Raw genomic sequence first — 21315 nt, forward strand, 5'->3', positions numbered from 1 at the left:
AGAGCCCGCGCAAGGCGGGCTCTCGTCGCGCAGGCCTGCACCAGGCAGGCACTGCACAGCACGGCAACATCAGCGAATCAGCGTCACGCCGGTCTTGGACTGGATGTCCTCGAAGCTCACTTCGGGGGCCAGTTCCACGAGCTTCAGGCCCTGCGGCGTCACGTCCATCACTCCCAGGTCGGTGATGATACGGTCCACCACGCCCACGCCGGTCAAAGGCAGGGTGCAGGCGGGAAGAATTTTGAGGTCGGTCGTGCCGTCCTTCTTCTTTGCCACATGCTCCATGAGCACGATGACGCGCTTGACGCCCGCCACCAGGTCCATGGCGCCGCCCATGCCCTTGACCATCTTGCCGGGGATCATCCAGTTGGCCAGGTCGCCCTTCTCGGACACCTGCATGGCGCCCAGGATGGACAGGTTGATCTTGCCGCCACGGATCATGGCGAAGGACTGGTCGCTGCCGAAGATGGACGAGCCGGCAATCGTCGTCACGGTCTGCTTGCCGGCGTTGATCAGGTCGGCGTCCACGGCATCCTCGGTCGGGAAGGGGCCGATGCCCAGCATGCCGTTCTCGGACTGCAGCCACACTTCCTTGTCACCCGTGTGGTTGGCCACCAGGGTGGGAATGCCGATGCCCAGGTTGACGTAGAAGCCGTCTTCGAGTTCTTGGGCCGCGCGGGCGGCCATCTGGTCTTGGGTCCACGGCATGGTCAGGCTCCTTGTTTTTCTGTGATGGTGCGCTTTTCGATGCGCTTTTCGGGGTTCGGGTTGTGCACGATGCGGTGCACGTAGATGCCGGGCAGGTGGATGTCGTCCGGTGCGATCTCGCCGACCTCGACCACCTCCTCCACTTCCACGATGCAGACCTTGCCGGCCGTGGCGGCGGCAGGGTTGAAGTTGCGCGCCGTCAGGCGGAACTGCAGGTTGCCGCTCTTGTCGGCACGGTGGGCCTTGACCAGGGAGACATCGGGCACGAGCGAGCGCTCCATCACATAGGTCTCGCCGTCGAATTCGCGCAGCTCCTTGCCCTCGGCCACCATGGTGCCCACGCCGGTCTTGGTGAAGAAGGCGGGAATGCCGGCGCCGCCTGCGCGCAGCTTCTCGGCCAGCGTGCCCTGGGGCGTGAATTCCAGCTCCAGCTCGCCGGCCAGGTACTGGCGCTCGAACTCCTTGTTCTCGCCCACATACGACGAGATCATCTTCTTGATCTGGCGCGTCTCCAGCAGCTTGCCCAGGCCAAAGCCGTCCACGCCCGCGTTGTTGGAAATCACCGTCAGGCCCTTGACGCCGCTGTCACGCAGCGCGTCGATCAGGGCCTCGGGAATGCCGCACAGGCCGAAGCCTCCCACAGCCAGCAATTGCCCGTCGGCCACGACGCCCTGGAGCGCCTGCTCCGCAGAGGGGTAGAGCTTTTTCACACATGTCTCCTTCAGATTGGATGCGCTACGATACTACGTACTTGCATAGGTAGTTTTTCGTAAAGATTTGCCCATGGATATAGATTACAGGCTGGCGTTCGAGGCCGCCCCCGTCGGTCTCGTGATCTCGCGCAACCGCACCATGATCGACTGCAATCGCCAGGTCTGCGAGATGTTCGAGGCCTCGCGCGAGGTGCTGATCGGCCAGACCTTCCAGATCCTCTACCCCAGCGCCGACGAGTATGAGCGGCTGGGCGCGCGCATCGCGCCCATTCTCAACGCCCGGGGTTTCTACTCGGACAACCGCATCATGAAGCGCGCCAACGGCGAAACGTTCTGGTGCCATGTCACGGGCCGCACGCTGGACCGCAGCGACCCGCATGCCTCGGGCATCTGGAGCTTCGAGGACCTCAGCGCCCAGCGCCCCGTCAAGGCCGAACTCACGGGGCGCGAGCGCGAGGTGGCCGCCCGCCTGCTGGAAGGCCTGACCTCCAAGGAAATCGGCCGCGCCCTGGCCATCAGCCACCGCACGGTGGAGATCTACCGCGCACGGCTGATGCGCAAGTACGGCGCCTCCACGGCCGCCGATCTGGTCCACAAGCTGGTCTCTGGCTGACAGGGCGACGGCCTACACGGGCCGTATCCGCCCGCGCAACACAATGCCTTGGCAAAAAGCATGCCCGGCACGACGCAGGCGGGGTGCGGTGAAATTTTTTGGCTATGGCGCAGTTGAGATTTGCCAATCGCCAAAGCCTTGCCGCATCCATAGAAAGAAACAACAATAAAAGCAATTCGATAGCACGCAGCTATTTATTTTCCAAGCGCCGCGCTGCCTGCGTGCAAGCCGGCGCCGCTACCACCCCTCGATCAAGGAGAGACCATGACCCACAAGCTCACCACCGCCGCAGGTGCCCCGGTTGCCAACAACCAGGACTCGCTCACGGCCGGCCCGCGTGGCCCGATGCTGCTGCAGGACCTGTGGCATCTGGAAAAAATGGCCCACTTCAACCGCGAAGTGATTCCCGAGCGCCGCATGCACGCCAAGGGCTCGGGCGCCTTCGGCACCTTCACCGTGACGGGTGACATCACGCGCTATACCCGCGCCAAGGTGTTCTCCGACATCGGCAAGCAGACCGAAGTGTTCGCGCGCTTTTCCACCGTGGCCGGCGAGCGCGGCGCGGCCGACGCCGAGCGCGACATCCGCGGCTTTGCCGTCAAGCTCTATACCGAGGAAGGCAACTGGGACCTGGTGGGCAACAACACGCCGGTGTTCTTCTTCCGCGACCCGCTCAAGTTCCCGGACCTGAACAAGGCCGTCAAGCGCGACCCCTACACCAACCTGCGCTCGCCCGAGAACAACTGGGACTTCTGGACCGGCCTGCCCGAGGCGCTGCACCAGATCACCATCGTCATGAGCGACCGGGGCATTCCGCGCGGCTACCGCCACATGCACGGCTTCGGCTCGCACACCTACAGCTTCATCAACGCCAGCAACGAGCGCCACTGGGTCAAGTTCCACTGGGTCTGCCAGCAGGGCATAGAGAACTTCACCGATTCCGAGGCGGCCTCCGTCGTCGCCTCCGACCGTGAAAGCAGCCAGCGCGACCTGCTCGAGGCCATCGACCGCGGCGAGTTCCCTCGCTGGAAGCTGTGCGTGCAGATCATGCCCGAGCATGAAGCCGAGACCTACCGCTTCCACCCCTTCGACCTGACCAAGGTCTGGAGCAAGAAGGACTACCCGCTGATCGAAGTGGGCGTGATGGAGCTCAACCGCAACCCGCGCAACTACCACGCCGATGTGGAGCAGGCCTCGTTCACGCCGGCCAACCTGGTGCCGGGCATCGGCCCCTCGCCCGACCGCATGCTGCAGTCGCGCCTGTTCTCGTACGGCGATGCCGCGCGCTACCGCCTGGGCGTGAACCACCACCAGATCCCCGTGAACGCGCCGCGCTGCCCCTACCACGCCTACCACCGGGACGGCGCCATGCGCGTGGACGGCAACTACGGCGGCACCATCGCCTACGAGCCCAACACCAAGGGCGAGTGGCAGGAGCAGCCGGCCTTCGCCGAGCCGCCGCTGGCCCTCAACGGCGCGGCCGACCGCTGGAACTACCGCGAGGACGATGCCGACTACTTCACCCAGCCCGGCGACCTGTTCCGCCTGCTCACGCCCGATGCGCAGCAGCGCCTGTTCGAGAACACGGCGCGCAACATCGCCGGTGTGTCCGAGCACATCGTGCAAAAGCACATAGCGCACTGCACCCAGGCCGACCCGGCCTACGGCAAGGGCGTGGCCGATGCCATTGCCCGCCAGAAGGCCGGCACGCTCTGACCGGCTGACGCCCACGGCAAAACGCCCCCGAAACTTCGGGGGCGTTTTTCATGGCACGCCCTGCCCTCAGGCCACGGCCTTGAAGGCGGGAAGCTTGTCGCCCAGCCGCTTTCCCATCTCCGAGCCCAGGGCCTGCAGGCCGCTCATGGGGCGCACCATGACCTCGAATTCCCGGATCAGCCCCTGCTCGTCGAAGCGGATGAAGTCGATGCCCTTGAGGTTCTTGCCGCCCACGCTGGCGCTGAACTCCAGCACCACGTCCAGGCCGTCATCGCTAGCCATCTGGCGGTGGTAGGTGAAGTTCTCGAAGACCTGGACCACGGTGGACAGCGCCAGCATCAGCGCGGCTGCCGAGGCATAGGGCGTGTTCGCCATGGGCGAGCGGAACACTGCATCGGGATGGACGATGGTGTGCAGCTCGCCCAGGTCGCTGGCGGCAACCATGCGATGCCACAGCTCCAGGGAGCGGGCGACTGCGGGATGGGCGTTCTTCGGGGGCTGGGACATGCTTGTCTCCTGGTGGTTGAGGTGGAAAACGGAATCGGGCGGCGCCCTCAAAGACTGGCCGCCAGCGTGGTGCCTTGCAGGATGGCGCGCTTGGCGTCGAGTTCGGCCGCCACGTCGGCGCCGCCGATCAGGTGCACGCTGCAGCCCGCCGCGCTCAGGGCCGCATGCAGCTCGCGCTGCGGCTCCTGGCCCGCGCAGAGCACGACGTTGTCCACCTCCAGCAGTTGCGGCTGGCCGTCCACGGTGATGTGCAGGCCGGCGTCGTCGATGCGCTCATAGGCCACGCCCGAGCCCATGGCCACGCTGCGCGCCTTCAGCGAGGTGCGGTGTATCCAGCCTGTGGTCTTGCCCAGCTGGTCGCCCACCTTGGTGGACTTGCGCTGCAGCAGGTGCACGCGGCGCGGCGAGGGCTGGGCCTGCGGCTGCGCCAGGCCGCCGGCCTGGGCGTAGTCCGTGTCTATGCCCCACTCCGCATAGAACTTGCGGGGCGCCACGGCGCCGCTGTCGCCGGCATGGGTCAGGTACTCGGCCACATCGAAGCCGATGCCGCCCGCGCCGATGATGGCCACGCGCTCGCCCACGGGCCTGTCGCCCTGCAGCACGTCCAGGTAGCCGAGGACCTTGGGATGGTCCACGCCGTCGATGGCGGGAACGCGCGGCCGTATGCCCGTGGCCAGCACGATCTCGTCATAGCCGCCCTCGATGAGCTGGGCCGCATCCACGCGGTGGCCCAGTCGCAGCGCCACGCCGCCCAGCTCCAGCTGGCGGCGGAAGTAGCGCAGCGTCTCGTGGAACTCCTCCTTGCCAGGCACCTTCTTGGCAATGTTGAACTGCCCGCCGATCTCGCTGGCCGCATCGAACAGCGTCACCGCATGGCCGCGCTGCGCGGCGGTGACGGCAAAGCTCAGGCCCGCCGGGCCGGCGCCCACCACGGCGATGCGCTTGGCGGCGGGCGCGGGCGCAATCACCAGCTCGGTCTCATGGCAGGCGCGCGGGTTGACCAGGCAGGAGGTGATCTTGCCGCCAAAGGTATGGTCCAGGCAGGCCTGGTTGCAGGCAATGCAGGTGTTGATCTCGTCGGCCCGGCCCTGGCGTGCCTTGCGCACGAAGTCGCCATCGGCCAGCAGCGGCCGGGCCATGGACACCATGTCGGCATAGCCCTCGGCCAGCAGGCGCTCGGCCACTTCGGGCGTGTTGATGCGGTTGGAGGTGATCAGCGGGATGCCCACCTGCCCCATCACGCGCTGCGTGACCCAGGCATAGGCGGCGCGCGGCACCTTGGTGGCGATGGTGGGGATGCGCGCCTCGTGCCAGCCTATGCCCGTGTTCAGCAGCGTGGCGCCCGCGGCCTCGATGGCCTGGGCCAGCGCGATCACTTCCTCCAGCGTGGAGCCGCCCTCCACCAGGTCCAGCATGGACAGGCGGTAGATGATGATGAAGTCCCGCCCCAAGCGCTGGCGCGTGCGCCGCACGATCTCCACCGCAAAGCGCATGCGGCCCGCGTAGCTGCCGCCCCATTCGTCATCGCGGTGGTTGGTGCGCGCCGCAATGAACTCGTTGATCAGGTAGCCCTCCGAGCCCATGATCTCCACGCCGTCGTAGCCCGCATGGCGGGCCAGGGCTGCGCAGCGCACGAAGTCCTCGATGGTCTGCTCCACCTCGTCGCCCGTCAGCGCATGCGGCACGAAGGGGTTGATGGGCGCCTGCAGCGCGCTGGGCGCCACCAGCCCGGGCTGGTAGGCGTAGCGGCCGAAGTGCAGGATCTGCATGGCGATCTTGCCGCCCTCGGCATGGACGGCCTGCGTGACGATGCGGTGCTGGTCCGCCTCGTGCTCATTGACCATCATGGCGCCGCCCTTCATGGGCCGGCCCCGCTCATTGGGGGCGATGCCGCCCGTGACGATCAAGCCCACCTCGCCACGTGCCCGTTCCGCATAGAAGGCTGCCATGCGCTCGAAACCGTTGGGCGCCTCTTCCAGGCCCACGTGCATGGAGCCCATGAGCACGCGGTTTCTGAGCGTGGTGAAGCCCAGGTCCAGTTCGGCATTCAGGTGGGGGTAGTGGGTCATGCCTGTCTCGCTTTTTTATGCAACTGATTGCATGAATGTAGTCAGCCTCCATTATTTATGCAACTGGTTGCGCAAAAAATTGCAGAAATGACTGCAGCGCTTGGCCGCGCCTCCATGCAGGCCCGTAAGATGGCGCCCAGCGCCAGTCCCTTTGTTGCCGATGTCCCTGCCACACGCCCTTCTCACCGCCTTGGTCGAGCACCCCTGCTCGGGCTCGGAACTTGCCGAGCGCTTCGACCGCTCCATCGGCTACTTCTGGAATGCCACGCACCAGCAGATCTACCGCGAACTCGCGCGGCTGGAAGAGGCGCAATGGATAGAGGCCCTTCCCGCCGAATCCGGCCGGGGCCGCAAGCGCCAGTACCGCATCCTTCCCACCGGCCGCAAGGAGCTCAAGCGCTGGGTGGCCGAGCAGGAAGACCCCAAGCCGCTGCGCGAGGAATGGATGGTGCGCCTGCGTGCCGAGGCGGTGGTGGGGCCCTGCGGACTGCAGGACGAAGTGCAGCGGCTGCTGGCACTGCACCAGGCGCAGCTGGACGTCTACCAGCGCCTGGAGCAGCGCGACTTCCTGGACAAGCCGCCCACGCGCGAGCGGCGGCTGCAGCACCTGGTGCTCAAGGCCGGCATACAGCAGGAGCAGCTGTGGATAGGCCTGCTGCAGGAAGCCCGGGAGATCCTGGACATGCCGGCCAGGCCCTGAGGAACGGTTGCGACGACTGAGACTGCCGAGACGGCTGAGAAGGTCGCGACGGCCGCCTCAGCCCTTGTTCAAGCCGTGCAGCGCCAGCCCCGGCGCCTCCAGCCGGGCACGCAGAATGCGCCCGTGCGTGGAGTCCGTCACATGCAGCGTGCGACGGTCCGCGCCGCCAAAGGCCAGGTTGGTGAGCGAGCTTCCCGGCACGCCGCGCAGCACCTGCACGGGCTCGGCGCGGTGGTTGAGCACCCACACCAGGCCCAGGCCCGGGTTGGCCACCAGCAGCCGGCCCTGGTCATCCACGGCCAACCCGTCGGGGCCGCTGGGGCCGTAGGAGGTGAAGAACTGCCCCACCTTGGCCACGCTGCCATCGGGCAGCAGGGGCACGCGCCAGACGCAGTTGCCGCGCGTCACGGCCAGGTAGAGCACGCGGCCATCGGGCGACAGCGCCACGCCGTTGGGGCTGGGCACGTTGGCCAGCAGCAGGTCCAGCCGGCCGTCCGGACGCAGGCGGTACAGGCGGCCGCTGGGGTCGTGCAGGCCGCTCTGGCCCTGGTCGGTGAAGTAGAGGTTGCCTTCGGCATCGAAGACCAGGTCGTTCACGCCCTTGAAACGCTCGCTGTTGCGCCGCTGCAGATAGGGGCTGACGCGCCCCGTGGCCACCTCCAGGCACATCAGGCCGTTCTTGTAGTCGGTGATCAGCAGCGTGCGCTCGTCAAGGAACTTCATGCCGTTGGGCTCGCCGTCGTACTCGGCCACCAGGGTCCAGGCGCCTTGCGGATCGATGCGGAAGACGCGGCCCCAGGGAATGTCGGCCACGTACAGGTTGCCGGCGCCGTCGAACACCGGCCCCTCGAGGAAGGAGTCGGTGACGGCGCCGCCCCGGTTGGCATCGGCCCACTCGCTGCGCTCGGGGCGGCGCAGGGCGTCGGGCATGGCGGTGAACGATTCGAGTTCGCAGACCTGGGGGGCTTGCAGCAGGAACATGGTGCTTGTCTTTCTCGGGATTTCAGGGGATGGCGCTGAAGCCGTACAGGCGCGCTGGATTGTCGACCAGGATGCGGTCCATGGCCTCGTCCGTGCCCGCCCAGGCCTGCAGCAGATCGACCAGATCGGCATCGTCGACGGAGCCCGGCGCCTCGGTGGTGTGCGGCCAGTCGCTGCCCCAGACCAGGCGCTCGGGTGCGGCGCGCACCAGATCGCGGCCCAGCGGCAGCGTGTCGGCATAGGAGGGGCCGCCCACCGATGAACGCATATAGGCGCCGGAGAGCTTGACCCAGGTGTTGCCGCCATCGAGCAGCCGGCGCAGCGCGGCATGGGCCGCGCCCTCCACGCCCTGCATGCCCGCGGCCGGGTCGATGCGACCCAGGTGGTCCACGACCAGGGGCACGGGCAGCGCGCCCAGCACGGGCTCCAGCGCCACCAGCTGTTCGGGCTGCACGAAGACCTGCACATGCCAGCCCAGCCGTGCGACCCGGTGCGCCAGCGTGACCAGCATGTGGGCCGTGGTCTCGCCCCAGGACTGCGGCGAGACAAAGTTCACGCGCAGCCCGCAGACGCGGTGCGTGGCCAGCCGGTCCAGCTCGGCATCGGCCACATCGTGGGCGACCACGGCCACGCCGCGCGCATCATCGCCCAGGCGCTCCAGCGCATCCAGCGTGCAGGCGTTGTCCGTGCCATAGGTCGAGGGCGTGACCACCACGGCGCGCGAGGTGCCCAGGCGCCGCTGCAGTTGGCGGTACATGGCCACGTCGGCCTGCGGAGGCGTGCGCGGCCAGTGCGGCGACGGCGCAAAGCGCGCATCGAAGATGTGCATGTGGCTGTCGCAGGCCAGGGGCGGCAGCGTGCGCGCAGGCCTGCTCGTGCCGGCCGAGTGCGGCACGGCCATGGCGATGTCGGTCATGCCCATGCGCTCAGTCCAGCACGATGGCGCCCTTGCGCACCACCTCGCCCCACTTGGCGTCTTCCTTCTGGAGGAAGGCGGCGAACTCGGCCGGCGTCGATGCCATGGGCTGGGCGCCCAGGTCGCTCAGGCGCTGGCGCACCTCGGCTTCCTGCAGCACCTCGGACAGCGCCTGGTGCAGGCGCGCGGCCACGGGCTCGGGCGTGCCCGTGGGCAGGAAGATGCCGTTCCACTCATAGGCCTCGTAGCCGGGAATCACGGTCTCGGACACGGTGGGCACATCGGGCAGGCGCGCCGAGCGCTGGGGCGCCGCCACGGCCAGGGCGCGCAGCTTGCCGCCCGTGACCAGCGGATAGGTGGCCGCCATGGTGCCGAACATGAAGTCCACCTGCCCGCCCATCACATCGGCAATGGCCGGCCCGCCGCTCTTGTAGGGCACATGGACCATGTCCAGCTCCAGCCGCTGGCGAAACAGCTCGGCCGCCAGGCGCTGCACCGTGCCGCTGCCGCCCGAGGCGAAGTTGATCTTGCCCGGCTGCGCCTTGGCCCTGGCCGCCAGGTCGGCCACGCTGCGCACGGGCGAATCGGCCTTCACCACGACCACATTGGGCATGAGCAGCACCAGCGACAGCGGCTGCAGCGCGCTGCGCGCATAGGGCAGCTTGGCAAACAGATGCGGGTTGATGGAAAACGGCGTGGCGTCGTAGAGCACCGTGTAGCCATCGGCGCGCGCCTTGGCCACCTGGCTGGCACCAATCGTGCCGCTGGCCCCGGGCCGGTTGTCCACGATGATGCTGGTGCCCAGCCGCGCGCCCATGCGCGTGGCCAGCAGGCGCGCGGCCGCGTCGGCGCCGCCGCCGGGCGCATAGGGCACGACCAGGGTGATGGGACGCTCGGGAAAGGCGGCCTGGGCCACGGCGGCGGCCAGGGCGCAGGCCGCGATCAGGGTTCTGGCAAGGAATTTCATGGCTTGTCTCCACATTTTTTAGAGGGGGCGGCGGCCGAATCAATCCGCCTTCAGGTTCAGTTCGCGGGCGATCTGCGCATAGGAGGCCGCTTCGCTGGCCACGCGCTGCGCGAAGGCGCTGCCGCAGCTCGACTCGGCATCCATGCCCAGGCCGTGCAGCTTTTCCGCGGCCGATGCACTCTTGGCAAACTCCACGGCCACACGCTCCAGCGCCTGGGCCGCGCCGTCGGGAATGCCGGCCGGCGCGAGCACGCCGTACCAGACATCGGCCGAGTAGTCGCCGCCACCCGCTTCGGCAAAGGTGGGCACCTGGGGCAGCAGGGACGCGCGCCTGGGCGAGGCCACGGCCAGCGCCGTGAGCTTGCCGCTGCGCACCTGGGGCAGCACCGAGCCCAGCGTGGCGAAGGAGCTGTCGAGCTGGCCGCCCATGAGGTCGGTCACCACGGGCGCCGCGCCCTTGTAGGGCACGTGGTTGAGCTTCAGGCTCTTGGCCCGCGCAAACATCTCGGTGGCGAAATGGCCCGAACTGCCCATGCCCGCCGTGCCAGCCGTGACGCTGCCGGGCCGGCTGCGTGCCTGGCCCATGTAATCCTGCAGGTTGCGCGCCGGCATGCCCGGCCCCACGACCAGCACCGTGGGGCTGCTGGCCACCGTGCACAGCGGCCGGAACGAGCGCACCACGTCGAACTTCACGCGGCCCTGGTACAGCGCCGGGATCATGCTGTGGTTGGTGGCGCCGAACAGCAGCGTATAGCCATCGGCCGGCGCGCCAGCCACGGCCTGCGCGGCCAGTATGGTGTTGGCCCCGGGCTTGTTGTCCACCACGAAGGGCTGGCCCAGCGCCTTGCCCGCATGGTCGGCAAAGGCGCGCGCCACCACGTCGGTGGGGCCGCCCGCCGCAAAGCCCACGACCAGCCGCACGGGCTTGGCCGGATAGTCCTTCTGCGCCAGCGCGGGCTGGGCGCCCAGCACGGCCAGCCCCACGGCGGCCAGCAGGCCGCCGCGCAAGGCCAGGCGGCGGACCTCTTGGAAATTCCTCGACATCGCTTGTCTCCTCAAATCACATGCATGCACATGCATGGGCCAAGGGCGCGCACGGCGCCCCTGCCCTGGCTCAGGCGCCGGCCGCCGCAGGCACGCGGGCCAGCACCTCCAGCACATTGCGGGCCGCGCCCACGCCCATGTTCACGTAGGCATCGCCGGTCACGCCGCCGATATGGGGGCTGAGCACGAAGTTCCTTTCGCCCTGGAACGGGTGGCCGGCCACCATGGGCTCCACCGCAAAGCTGTCCAGCCCTGCGGCCGCCACCTGGCCCGAGCGCACGGCGGCCAGGAGCGCGGCCTCGTCGATCAGGCCGCCGCGTGCGGTGTTGACCACGATCACGCCGCGCTTGCAGGCCGCCAGCGTGGAGGCGCCGAGCATGCCCCGGTTTTCCTCGGTCAGCGGGCAGTGCAGCGAAATCGCGTCGGACTCGCGCCAGATGGTTTCCAGGTCCACGGGCTGCACGTAGGCGGGCAGGTTCTTTGCGAAGGGATCGAAGCCGATCACGCGCATGCCCAGCGCATCGGCCATGCGCGCAAAGCGCAGGCCGATGGCGCCCAGCCCCACCAGGCCCACGGTGCGCCCGCCCAGCTCCAGGCTCTTGTGCGTGGCCTTGTCCCAGTGGCCTGCGTGCATGCGGGCGTCCAGCGCCACCACCGACTTGGCGCAGGCCAGCAGCAGCGCGAGTGCCTGCTCGGCCACGGCCGCCGCATTGGCGCCCGCGGCGGCCACCACGGCAATGCCGCGTTCGGCGGCGGCCGCCTTGTCGATGGTGTCCGTGCCGCTGCCGTGCTTGGAGATCACGCGCAGCGAGGGCGCCGCGTCCATCACGGCCGCGCCCACCTTGCCGTAGCGCACGATGATGGCCACGGGATCATGGGCGCGGCACAGCGCAACCAGGTCCTCTTCGGTGGGCGTCTTGCCCGCATAGACGATGTCGTGCCGGGCCAGCAGGTCCAGGGCCTGTGGCGCCAGATCGGCGCCGGTGACGATGATGGTGCTCACAGCGATTCCCCTTCCTTGAGCACGCCGGCCGCGCGCAGGGCCGCGGGCAGCCACTTCGATGCCGTGTCGCCGCGCGCAATGGCCTCGATGCGGGCGGCCTCGTCGGCCACCTTCTTCACGGCCAGCTCCAGCATGGCGGGGGCCTTGGCGCGCTCGATGACGACCACGCCATCGGCATCGCCCACCACCAGGTCGCCCGGGTGAACCGTCGTGCCACCAGCGGAGATGGCGTGGTTGATGCGGCCCGGCACGAACTTGGTCGGGCCCGCGGGATTGAAGCCTGCGCTGAACACGGGGAAGTCCAGCTCCAGCAGCTCCAGCCGGTCGCGGATGGCGCCGTCCACGATGACGCCGGCCAGACCCAGCTTCTTGCAGGCGCTGAGCATCAGCGTGCCCATGAGCGCCGCGGTCTGGTCGCCCTTGCCGTCGATGACCAGCACGTCGCCGGGCCGGGCCAGTGCGATGGCGGCGTGGATCATGAGGTTGTCGCCGGGACGCACCTCGACGGTGAAGGCCGGGCCGGCCACTTTCATGCCCTGGTGCACGGGCGCCACGCGCGAATGCATGGTGCCGCGGCGGCCCGCCACGTCGGCCAGGATGGCGGCCTGAAAGCCGGCTGCGCGCTGCACGACTTGGGCGTCCACGCGCTCTATGTCACGGATGATTTCTGGGAGTTGGCTCATGATGGTCCAGTGAGATGAGGTGAAGGAAAACAGAAAGATGTGCGCGCGTCAGTCGGCCTTGATGCCGGCCTCGCGGATGAGTTGGGCCCACTTGGCGGAGTCGGATTTCTGCAGCTCGCCCAATTGCCGTGGCGTGCCGCCGACCAGGGTCACGCCCAGCCGCTCGGCCAGTGCCACGACGGCCGGGTCCCTGAGCGCCTGGCCGATCTCCTGGTTCAGCCGCTGCACGATGGCGGCCGGCGTCCTGGCCGGCGCAAAGACGGCCTGCCACTGCTCGACCACGAAGTCGCCGATGCCGGCCTCGGCCATGGTGGGCACATCAGGCAGGGCCTTCAGGCGCGCCGCCGAGGTCACGGCCAGCGCGCGCAGCTTGCCGCCCTGCACATGGGGCAGCGCGGCGGCCACGGGGGCGAACATGAACTGCACCTGCCCCGCCAGCGTGTCCTGCAGCGCGGGCGTGTCGCCCTTGTAGGGCGCATGGATGAAGCGCACGCCGCCCTTTCTTTGCAGCAGCTCGCCCTGCATCTGCAAGATGGTTCCGCTGCCGCCCGAGGCAAAGGCCAGCTGGCCCGGCTGCGCCTTGGCGGCGGCCAGCAGATCGGCCACCGACTGGAAGGGCTGGGCCGCGCCCACCACCAGCAAATGGGGGATGGTGCCTATGGTGATGACGGGCTCGAAGCCCGCAATCGGGTCATAGGGCAGCTTGCCCATGAGGTGGGGCGCGATCGCCTGAGGGCCGATGGAGGTGCCCAGCAGCGTGTGGCCGTCCGGCGCCGCCTTGGCCACGTAGGCAGCGCCGATGGTGCCCGTGGCGCCCGCTCGGTTGTCCACGATCACGGTGCTGCCCAGGGCCTTGCCCAGGTGCAGTGCCACCTGGCGGCCCAGCACATCGGTGCTGCCGCCGGGCGGATAGGGCACGACCCAGGTGATGAGCTTGCCTGCCGGCCATGCGGGCTGCGCGTGGACGGCGGCGCTGCACAGCGGCCCCAGCAGGGCGGCGCCCCCTGCGGCCAGCAGGGTGCGGCGCGTGGGATGGAAGGTGTTCATGGTTTGTCTCCTGCTTGTGTGCAATGCAATGGCGGCGCTGCGGTCTCGAAGCCGTACAGCGCCCGCGGGTTGTCCACCAGCACGCGCCGCAGCGTGGCGGCGCCGCCGGCACGGGCGGTCCAGTCGGCCAGGCGGTCGATCTGGCGGGCGTCATCGGGCAGGGGCTGCATGCCTGCCGAGGCGCTGACATGCGGCCAGTCGCTGCCCCAGAGCACACGCTCGGGCGCGCAGCGCAGATAGCTGGCGGCCAGGGCGTCCAGCGCCGGGTCTTCGACCGACTGCAGCGCGCTGACGATGTAGCCGCCGGACAACTTGACCCAGGCCCTGCCGCCCTCCAGCAGCTCCAGCAGCAGCGCATGGCCCGCATGGCGCCCCGCCTGCTCGGGGGCGATGCGGCCGAAGTGGTCGAACACCAGCGGCACCGGCAATTGCCGCAGCACGCCGGCCAGCGACGCCAGCAGGTCCGGCGCCATCAGCAGTTGCAGATGCCAGCCCAGCGGCGCGATGCGGCGGGCCAGCGGCACCAGCAGCTCGGCCGTGCCCGTCACGCCCAGCGACAGGTTCAGCCGCACGCCGCGCACGCCCAGGCCGTGCAGGCGCTGCAGCTGGTCATCGCTTTCGCTGCCATCGATCACGGCCACGCCCCGCGCCTGCGGGCCGAGGGCGGCCAGCCCGTCCAACATGCAGCGGTTGTCGCTGCCGTAGGTGGACGGCGTGACCAGCACGCAGCGCGAGGTGCCCAGGCGCCGCTGCAGCGCGCGGTAGTCGCCGGCCGAGGCGTCGGGCGGCAGCAGCCGCGCGCCCGGGGCTGCCGGGTAGCGGCCGTCATAGACATGCACATGGCAGTCGCAGGCATCCGGGGGCAGCACGGCACGGGGCCGGGCGCTGCCCTGCGAGAAACGGACGGGCACGGCAAGGCTGTCGCAGTCCATGGCGAGATCTCGATGGAGGAAAGGAAGGGAGGTGGGAGCGAGAAGGAAGCGAAAGGGCTGGCGCCCCTGCCCCGGGCTCAGTCCAGGCTGGCGCCCGAGTCCTTGACGATGCGTGCCCAGCGCGGCACCTCGGCGCGCAGCAGCGCGGCGAACTTCTCGGACGAGCCGCCCAGCACCTCGCCGCCTTCGGAGCGCAGCTTCTCGGCCACCTCGGGCACGAGCAGCGCGTCGTTGATGGCCTTGTTCAACTGCTGCACGATGGCCTGCGGCGTGCCAGCCGGCGCCAGCACCCCGAACCAGGTGACGGCCTCGAAGTCCTGGTAGCCGGACTCGGCCAGCGTGGGCGTCTGCGGCAGCTGGGCGGAGCGCTTGAGCGAGGTGACCATCACCGCGCGCAGCTTGCCGTTGCGCACCTGGCCCAGCAGCGTGGGCACGGCGGACATGTAGAAATCGATCTGCCCGCCCACCAGGTCGGTCATGGCCTGTGCTGCGCCCTTGTAGGGCACATGGCGCAGCTTGATGCCGGCCGCGTTCTCGGCCAGTTCGCCGGCCAGGTGCGCCACCGTGCCGTTGCCCGGGTAGCCCAGCGTGAGGCCGTCGGGCTTGGCCTTGGCGGCCTTGACCAGGTCGGCAAAGGTCTTGTAGGGCGAGTTGGCCGGCGCGGCCATGACGATGGGCGCGGAAGCCACCAGCGCCACGGGCACCAGATCCTTCAGCGGGTCATAGGGCAGCCTGGCGTACAGCGAGGGGTTGATGGCCAGGTTGCTGGTCTGGCCCATGACCAGGGTATGGCCGTCCGGCGCGGCCTTGGCCACGGCGTCCACGCCCAGGTTGCCGCCGGCGCCGGGCCGGTTGTCCACCACCACGGTCCACTTGTTGTGGTCCGCCAGCCGCTGGGCCACGGTGCGCGCGATCATGTCCGTGCCGCCACCGGGCGGAAACGGCACGACCAGGCGGATGGGCTTGCGGGGATAGGCGTCCTGGGCCTGGGCAGCGCCCATGGGCACGATGGCGGCAACGCCGACCAGGACGGCAAGAAGGCGTGCGTTGAGGCAACGCGAAAGCGAGGGAATCGGCATGGCGGTTTGTCTCCGTTTGTTGTGTCCAACGCCCGCATGGCTGCGGTGCGTGGGACGAACTTTATGAAAACGTTTCAACCCATACAATGCCGTTTCATACAGCGCAACCAATTGCATGCCTTGCACCATGAACAAGCCCCCCAGCACCCCTTCCCCGGCGCAGCCACCCGATGACAAGGCCAGCGCGGCCAAGGACGGCGGCGTCATCGCCGTCACGCGTGCCTTGCAGCTGCTTGGCGCCTTCGCCCTCGGGGAGTCGCACCTGTCCCTGGCGGAACTGAGCCGGCGCTGCGCGCTGCACAAGACCACGGTGCTGCGGCTGGCGCGCACGCTGGCGCAGTCGGGCTTCATGGTGCAAAGGGACGATGGGGACTGGCGCCTGGGCCCGGCCGCTGGCTGGCTGGGTGCGCGCTACCAGGCGGGCTTCGATGTGCAGAACGTGCTGGAGCCCGCGCTGCGCGCGCTCACGCAGGCCAGCGGCGAGAGCGCGGCCTTCTATGTGCGCGAAGGCAATGTGCGCACCTGCCTCGTGCGCGTGGAAGGGCCACAGGCGCTGCGCCACCATGCGCGCATGGGCGAGGGGCTGCCGCTGGACCAGGGCTCGCCAGGGCGCGTGATCCTGGCGTTTTCAGGCGAGCCGGGGCCGGTGTACGAGCAGATCCGCCAGCGCGGCTACCACTGGTCCATCGGCGAGCGCGAACAGGGCGTGGCCACGGTGTCGGCGCCGGTGTTCGGCATGCACTGGCGGCTGATGGGGTCGGTGTGCATCTCCGGGCCGGCATCGCGCCTGCCCGAGGCCCGGCTGGAAGCCATGGCGCAGACGGTGGTGGCGGCGGCCAACCAGCTGTCCTATGCGCTGGCGGGCAGCGCCAGCACACAGGCCCCCGTGGTGCGCGCCAGCCAGTGGCATCCCTGAGAACCCCTTCCGGGCGACGCCCGGAAGGTGGAAGGCCGCTTACTGCAGCGCCCCCATGGGCAGGGCGATGGGCTTGCCGTTGAGCGTGACCTGGCCGGCCTGCATCTTGAGCGCGCTGACCAGCTTGTCGCCTTCCAGGCGGGCATAGCCTGTGGCCTGGGCCATGCCCAGCATGCCTTCCACATCCTCGGCCGAGACATCGGGCTTGCCCGATGCCTTGATCAGCGGCTCCAGCCAGGCCTTGGGCAGGCTGGCATTGGCCTGCAGTGCCGAGGTCTTGAGCAGCGCCGGCATCCAGCCGGCCTGGGCGACCTGCTCCTGCGTGGGCGCGCTTTGCACTTCGGCGCCGTACTCCAGGTGGCCGGTCTGGCCCTGGTAGGTGGCCTGCAGCTTCATGGAGTAGGCCGGCAGGGCCGCCACCAGGCGCGGGGCGTTCTGCATCAGCACGCCCATGCCCTGCTCTTCCAGCGATTCCAGTGCCTTGGCCAGGCCCTCCTTGCGGTAGCCCTCGACCATGACGCGCTGGAAGCCGCGCAGCGCCTCGATGTCCAGGCGCTGGATCTTTTCCTCGTAGCCCACGGACTCGAAATCGATGGGGCCGATGCGGCCCGTGCCCTTGACCTGGGTGGTCATGCCCAGCGTGGTCTTGTCGGACTCGATGACCGAGCTGCCGTCCACGTTCTTGAGGTCCAGCAGCGTCTTGGCCTCGCCGCCTTCGGCGGGCGTGCTGCTCATGCCGAAGCGGGCGATGCGCACGCTGGCCTTGCCGGGGCCCAGGCCCCACAGGCCGTCGATGACCTTGTTCTCGAAGCTGCTTTCCAGGCCCGTGAGCACGATGCTGGTGCGCTCCACCGGCGCTGCGGCCGGCTGGGCGGCGATGGCCTCGTCGTTGTCGGATTCCTCCTCCTCGCCCTCTTCCTCTTCCACGCCCATGGACTTGTCGCGGCTGGGCAGGCCCAGCAGGGCCACCTCGGGCCAGCGCCAGGTGCCCTTGACGCTGCCACCGCCCAGGGCCGTGTCCAGCACCATTTCCTGCCAGCGCATGGTGACTTCGTTGTCGCCCATCTCGCCTGCAGGCAGCAGCAGGCGCACATCCTGGCCGCCCGTGAAGTGGTGCACGCTGGTCAGCGTGGGAGCGACAGCCTTGGCCAGGGTCTGGCGGCTCTTTTCGTCCAGGCCGTCGAGCGCAAAGCGCGTCTCCGACACCGCTGCCGCCAGGCGGCCACCGGCCAGCGGGCCGTGGCGCACCGTGGTGTCCACCACCAGGCGCACGGGCTTGGGGGCGGCTTCTGCGCCGGCGTCTGCAGCGGCGGGCGCATCGGCATCGCCAGCCGCAGGCCACTGCAGCACCAGCTTGGCCTGGGACGACAGGAAGCCCTTGTGGTATTCGTCGGTCACGACGGCCTTCTCGCCCAGCACCTTGCGCAATTCGGCCACGGCGTCCTTGTAGCCGGACTCGGCCCTTTGGCCCGTATACCAGGTGGTTCCTCCATAGGCCACGACGGCCAATGCCACGGCAGCAGCCACTGCGGTTTTCTTGTTGCTCATTGTGAATATCCCGTGATGAATAAGACCCTCCCCCTCGGGCGGGCCGCGCGACTGTATCAGTTCGGCGTTTCACCATGCATCGGCAATGGGCTGCGCATTGGCCCGCCTGCACCTTGTGCGGTGGTCCCCTATGGGCGCAAGGCGTTGCCCAGCCCTTGCCAGGCCTTGTCTCCAGCGGCTTTCAAGGATTGGGACCTGGGCATTGCATGCTGGCAGCAGGCATGCGGTTTTTTCAATTGCTTACCTTTTCCGGACACGATTGGCATACCAATTGAATCCATGGAGAACGCTATGTCTCCGCAGATATGGTGCGAATGCACCTTTGCCCTCTTTGCCCTTTTTTGCCGGCTTGCCTGAATGCAGTCCCGAAAGCCAGCAATGACCGCACTCACCCGGCCTGCAACAGAAATGGCAGGGCCGCGTCCAGCAGTGCGTCGGGCGCCTCCTCGGCAATGTAGTGCCCGCAGGCCAGCGGCCGGCCGCGCACATCGTCGGCCACGAGCTGCCACTCGCGCAGCGGATCGAAGCAGCGGTGCACCACGCCCTCCTCGCCCCAGAGCACCAGCAGCGGCATGGACAGCCTGCGCCCCAGCCGGCGGTCCTCGCGGTCATGGTCCAGGTCGATGCCGGCCGAGGCGCGGTAGTCCTCGCACATGCCGTGCGCGCTGCCCGGCAGCGCCAGGCAGCGCTGGTACTCGGCCAGCGCCCGGGGAGCGAAGGGCGCCAGGCCGGCGCTGCGCCGGCCCATGATCTCGCGCACATAGGCGGCGGGGTCGGCCTCGATCAGGCGCTCGGGCAGCGGCGCGGGCTGGATCAGGAAGAACCAGTGCCAGTAGGCGCGCGCAAAGGCCTCGCCGGTCTGCTCGTACATGGCCAGCGTGGGCGCAATGTCCAGCAGCACCAGACGCTGCACGCTGGCGGGATAGTCCATGGCCAGCCGGTGCGCCACGCGCGCGCCCCGGTCATGCGCCAGCACGCTGAAATGCTCATGGCCCAGCCGCGCCATCAGCCGCAGCAGGTCGCGGGCCATGGTGCGCTTGCTGTAGTTCACATGCTCGGGATCGCCGGCGGGGCGCGAGGAGTCGCCATAGCCGCGCAGGTCGGCCAGCACCACGGTGAACTGCTGCGCCAGCCGGGGCGCGACGCGGTGCCAGATGGCGCTGGTCTGCGGGTGGCCGTGCACCAGCAGCAGGGCCGGCCCCTGGCCGCCCACCCAGGCGTTGATCTCCACCCCGTCATCGACCGTGATGCGCTGCTGGCGCAGGCCCGGCATCCATGGATCTGTGTGCATCCCGGAGATTCCTTCTACGTTGTTCATGACTGTCAGCCTGCCATGCTAATCAGTAAACCAGGCTGCATAAATAGCAAAATACTGCATTGATCCATCAGTTCAATTTACGAATCAACCATCCACCGCATCCACCATGGACGGCTTTTCCGACCTGCGTTTCTTCTCGCTGCTGATCCGCGAAGGCAGCCTGGCCGCTGCGGCCCAGCAGATGGGCGTGACGCCGCCCGCCGTCAGCCGCCGCCTGTCCCTGCTGGAGCGGCGCCTGGGCGTGCGCCTGCTGCAGCGCACGACACGGCGCATCCACCTGACGCCCGAGGGCGAGGCCTACCTGCTGGACGGCGCGCGCATCCTGGCCGACCTGGAGGCGCTGGAGCGCAGCATCTCGGGCACGCGCGCCACGGCGCGCGGCCCGTTGTCCATCGCCTGCACGCTGGGCTTTGGCCGCCAGCGGCTGGCGCCCGCGCTGTCGGCCTTTGCGCGCGCGTATCCAGAGGTGCAGGTGCAACTGCAGCTGACGGACAGGCCCGTCAACCTGGTCGAGCAGGGCTTTGACGCCGTCGTGCGCTTTGGCGCCCTGCCCGACTCCGCCCTCACCGCCCGCCTGCTGCTGCCCAACCGCCGCGTGCTGTGCGCCGCGCCCTCCTACCTCAACGCCCACGGCGAGCCGCGCCAGCCCGCCGACCTACAGGCCCACCGCTGCATCGTGATCCGCGAGAGCGACGAAACCTATGGCAGCTGGCGCCTGAGCCGGCGCACGCGCCAGGGCCTGAGCGAGCACAACATCAAGGTCAACGGCGTGATGAGCACCAACGATGGCGCTGCAGCCCTGACCTGGGCACTGGACGGCCACGGCATCCTGCAGCGCTCGCTGTGGGACGTGGCCGCGCCGCTGGCCGCAGGCGCCCTGCGCGAGGTCCTGCCCCAATGGCAGCTGCCTGCGGCCGACATCTACCTGGTGCACGCCACGCGCAGCGAGATGTCGGCCCGGATCCGCGCGCTCACCGGCTTTCTGGGCGACTGGTTTGCACAACGGCCTGAGCCGGAGATGGCGCCCGCCTGAGCCCGGGCGCAATCTGCAACCTCGGCGGCAGGCAGGCTGTCATGCGCGTTCACCCCGCGCAGCGCAGGCCATGCGAACATGGACCGCAACGGCAACCACCACACCCAGGAGACAAGACACATGGCCACCGCCCGCTACCCCCAGCCCGAACTGTCCAGCCTGCCCGAGGACATCCGCACCCGCATCCTTGAAGTGCAGGAAAAGGCCGGTTTCATCCCCAACGTCTTCCTGGCCTTTGCGCGCCGCCCTGCCGAGTGGCGCGCCTTCTTCGCCTACCACGATGCGCTCATGCTCAAGGAAGAAGGCAGCCTGACCAAGGGCGAGCGCGAGATGATCGTCACCACCACCAGCGCGGCCAACCAGTGCCTGTACTGCGTGGTGGCCCACGGCGCCATCCTGCGCATCTACGAAAAGCAGCCCTACGTGGCCGACCAGGTGGCGGTCAACTACCGCAAGGCCGACATCAGCGCCCGCCAGCGCGCCATGCTGGACTTCGCCATGAAGGTCTGCGAACGCAGCCATGAAATCTGCGAGGCCGACTTCGAGGCGCTGTACCCGCATGGCTTCGACGACGAGGACATCTGGGACATCGCCGCCATCACCGCCTTCTTCGGCCTGTCCAACCGCATGGCCAGCTTTGCCGGCATGCAGCCCAATCCCGAGTTCTTCCTCATGGGGCGCGTGCCGCGCGAGAAGAAATAAGGCGTCAGAGTGGGACGGCTTCATGGAAAATCCAATCCCGTAGCCTCCAATGATCCTAGGAATAATCTGAAAATAAGCTGAGAGATATTCTGGAAAAATATCGGCCAAAGATCATAATTC

Annotated in this window: 22 protein-coding genes; 7 read left to right on the forward strand and 15 right to left on the reverse strand. The window is 68.6% G+C overall.

Features of this window, described 5'->3' with window-relative positions:
- Positions 1-69 precede the first annotated feature (69 nt).
- The gene (locus tag ACF8NF_RS10980; RefSeq protein ID WP_012206068.1) at positions 70-708 is read right to left on the reverse strand and encodes a 3-oxoacid CoA-transferase subunit B; all 639 of its coding nucleotides are present in this window, start codon (positions 706-708) and stop codon (positions 70-72) included.
- A gap of 2 nt (positions 709-710) precedes the next feature.
- Complete coding sequence (locus tag ACF8NF_RS10985; RefSeq protein ID WP_016446257.1) at positions 711-1418, reverse strand: CoA transferase subunit A; 708 nt, start codon at positions 1416-1418, stop codon at positions 711-713.
- 73 nt (positions 1419-1491) lie between these two features.
- Here ACF8NF_RS10985 and ACF8NF_RS10990 point away from each other — a divergent pair, with 73 nt between their 5' ends.
- Together ACF8NF_RS10990 and ACF8NF_RS10995 are read left to right on the forward strand one after the other, a co-directional pair.
- Positions 1492-2034 (forward strand): PAS and helix-turn-helix domain-containing protein, encoded by a 543-nt coding sequence (locus ACF8NF_RS10990; protein ID WP_016446258.1) that lies wholly within the window; start codon positions 1492-1494, stop codon positions 2032-2034.
- A gap of 264 nt (positions 2035-2298) precedes the next feature.
- Positions 2299-3750 (forward strand): catalase, encoded by a 1452-nt coding sequence (locus tag ACF8NF_RS10995; RefSeq protein ID WP_016446259.1) that lies wholly within the window; start codon positions 2299-2301, stop codon positions 3748-3750.
- A gap of 66 nt (positions 3751-3816) precedes the next feature.
- Here ACF8NF_RS10995 and ACF8NF_RS11000 read toward each other — a convergent pair whose 3' ends face one another.
- Together ACF8NF_RS11000 and ACF8NF_RS11005 are read right to left on the reverse strand one after the other, a co-directional pair.
- A complete protein-coding gene (locus ACF8NF_RS11000) occupies positions 3817-4257 on the reverse strand; it encodes a nuclear transport factor 2 family protein (protein ID WP_154834156.1) in 441 nt (146 codons plus the stop codon).
- Between the two features lie 47 nt (positions 4258-4304).
- Complete coding sequence (locus ACF8NF_RS11005) at positions 4305-6326, reverse strand: NADPH-dependent 2,4-dienoyl-CoA reductase (protein WP_343740150.1); 2022 nt, start codon at positions 6324-6326, stop codon at positions 4305-4307.
- 160 nt (positions 6327-6486) lie between these two features.
- Here ACF8NF_RS11005 and ACF8NF_RS11010 point away from each other — a divergent pair, with 160 nt between their 5' ends.
- A complete protein-coding gene (locus ACF8NF_RS11010; protein ID WP_016446262.1) occupies positions 6487-7026 on the forward strand; it encodes a PadR family transcriptional regulator in 540 nt (179 codons plus the stop codon).
- A 57-nt stretch (positions 7027-7083) separates the two neighbouring features.
- On the opposite strand, the gene ACF8NF_RS11015 is transcribed toward ACF8NF_RS11010, so the two are convergent.
- The 9 genes from ACF8NF_RS11015 to ACF8NF_RS11055 all read right to left on the reverse strand — a co-directional run bounded on the left by ACF8NF_RS11015 (position 7084) and on the right by ACF8NF_RS11055 (position 15678).
- Positions 7084-8007 carry an SMP-30/gluconolactonase/LRE family protein gene (locus ACF8NF_RS11015; RefSeq protein ID WP_016451554.1) on the reverse strand — a complete coding sequence of 308 codons (924 nt, stop codon included), beginning with the start codon at positions 8005-8007 and terminating at the stop codon, positions 7084-7086.
- Between the two features lie 22 nt (positions 8008-8029).
- Positions 8030-8929, reverse strand: a complete 900-nt coding sequence (locus ACF8NF_RS11020) for an amidohydrolase (protein WP_043790525.1) — start codon at positions 8927-8929, stop codon at positions 8030-8032.
- A gap of 4 nt (positions 8930-8933) precedes the next feature.
- Positions 8934-9890 carry a tripartite tricarboxylate transporter substrate binding protein gene (locus ACF8NF_RS11025; RefSeq protein WP_016446265.1) on the reverse strand — a complete coding sequence of 319 codons (957 nt, stop codon included), beginning with the start codon at positions 9888-9890 and terminating at the stop codon, positions 8934-8936.
- A 39-nt stretch (positions 9891-9929) separates the two neighbouring features.
- Entirely contained in the window at positions 9930-10934 is a 1005-nt protein-coding gene (locus ACF8NF_RS11030; protein WP_043790526.1) for a tripartite tricarboxylate transporter substrate binding protein, read from the reverse strand.
- 70 nt (positions 10935-11004) lie between these two features.
- Positions 11005-11937: an NAD(P)-dependent oxidoreductase gene (locus tag ACF8NF_RS11035; RefSeq protein ID WP_338500527.1), complete on the reverse strand. Its 933-nt coding sequence runs from the start codon at positions 11935-11937 to the stop codon at positions 11005-11007.
- Positions 11934-12620: an RraA family protein gene (locus ACF8NF_RS11040; protein WP_016446268.1), complete on the reverse strand. Its 687-nt coding sequence runs from the start codon at positions 12618-12620 to the stop codon at positions 11934-11936. The genes ACF8NF_RS11035 and ACF8NF_RS11040 overlap by 4 nt, the downstream gene beginning before the upstream one ends.
- A 48-nt stretch (positions 12621-12668) precedes the next feature.
- Entirely contained in the window at positions 12669-13667 is a 999-nt protein-coding gene (locus ACF8NF_RS11045) for a tripartite tricarboxylate transporter substrate binding protein (protein WP_016446269.1), read from the reverse strand.
- Positions 13664-14599 (reverse strand): amidohydrolase, encoded by a 936-nt coding sequence (locus ACF8NF_RS11050; protein WP_016446270.1) that lies wholly within the window; start codon positions 14597-14599, stop codon positions 13664-13666. Before ACF8NF_RS11050 ends, ACF8NF_RS11045 begins: the two co-directional genes overlap by 4 nt.
- 77 nt (positions 14600-14676) lie before the next feature.
- The gene (locus ACF8NF_RS11055; RefSeq protein WP_012206083.1) at positions 14677-15678 is read right to left on the reverse strand and encodes a tripartite tricarboxylate transporter substrate binding protein; all 1002 of its coding nucleotides are present in this window, start codon (positions 15676-15678) and stop codon (positions 14677-14679) included.
- Positions 15679-15805: 127 nt separating this feature from the next.
- On the opposite strand from ACF8NF_RS11055, the gene ACF8NF_RS11060 reads away from it, so the two are divergent.
- Complete coding sequence (locus tag ACF8NF_RS11060) at positions 15806-16594, forward strand: IclR family transcriptional regulator (RefSeq protein WP_016451548.1); 789 nt, start codon at positions 15806-15808, stop codon at positions 16592-16594.
- 39 nt (positions 16595-16633) lie between these two features.
- On the opposite strand, the gene ACF8NF_RS11065 is transcribed toward ACF8NF_RS11060, so the two are convergent.
- Positions 16634-18142, reverse strand: a complete 1509-nt coding sequence (locus ACF8NF_RS11065) for a YdgA family protein (RefSeq protein ID WP_392450594.1) — start codon at positions 18140-18142, stop codon at positions 16634-16636.
- A 15-nt stretch (positions 18143-18157) separates the two neighbouring features.
- Between ACF8NF_RS11065 and ACF8NF_RS11070 the strand changes: the two genes are divergently transcribed.
- Positions 18158-18499, forward strand: a complete 342-nt coding sequence (locus ACF8NF_RS11070; RefSeq protein WP_143044513.1) for a hypothetical protein — start codon at positions 18158-18160, stop codon at positions 18497-18499.
- Between the two features lie 31 nt (positions 18500-18530).
- Here the strand turns inward: ACF8NF_RS11070 and ACF8NF_RS11075 are convergent, their stop codons facing one another.
- On the reverse strand, positions 18531-19433 hold the full coding sequence (locus ACF8NF_RS11075) for an alpha/beta fold hydrolase (protein ID WP_392450595.1): 903 nt from the start codon (positions 19431-19433) through the stop codon (positions 18531-18533).
- A 133-nt stretch (positions 19434-19566) separates the two neighbouring features.
- Between ACF8NF_RS11075 and ACF8NF_RS11080 the strand changes: the two genes are divergently transcribed.
- Entirely contained in the window at positions 19567-20493 is a 927-nt protein-coding gene (locus ACF8NF_RS11080) for a LysR family transcriptional regulator (RefSeq protein ID WP_279495150.1), read from the forward strand.
- A 120-nt stretch (positions 20494-20613) separates the two neighbouring features.
- Entirely contained in the window at positions 20614-21195 is a 582-nt protein-coding gene (locus ACF8NF_RS11085; protein ID WP_013801997.1) for a peroxidase-related enzyme, read from the forward strand.
- The last annotated feature ends 120 nt before the right edge of the window (positions 21196-21315 follow it).

This window comes from Delftia sp. WSY_22 (assembly GCF_043104185.1).
Classification (GTDB): Bacteria; Pseudomonadota; Gammaproteobacteria; order Burkholderiales; family Burkholderiaceae_C; genus Comamonas; species Comamonas tsuruhatensis.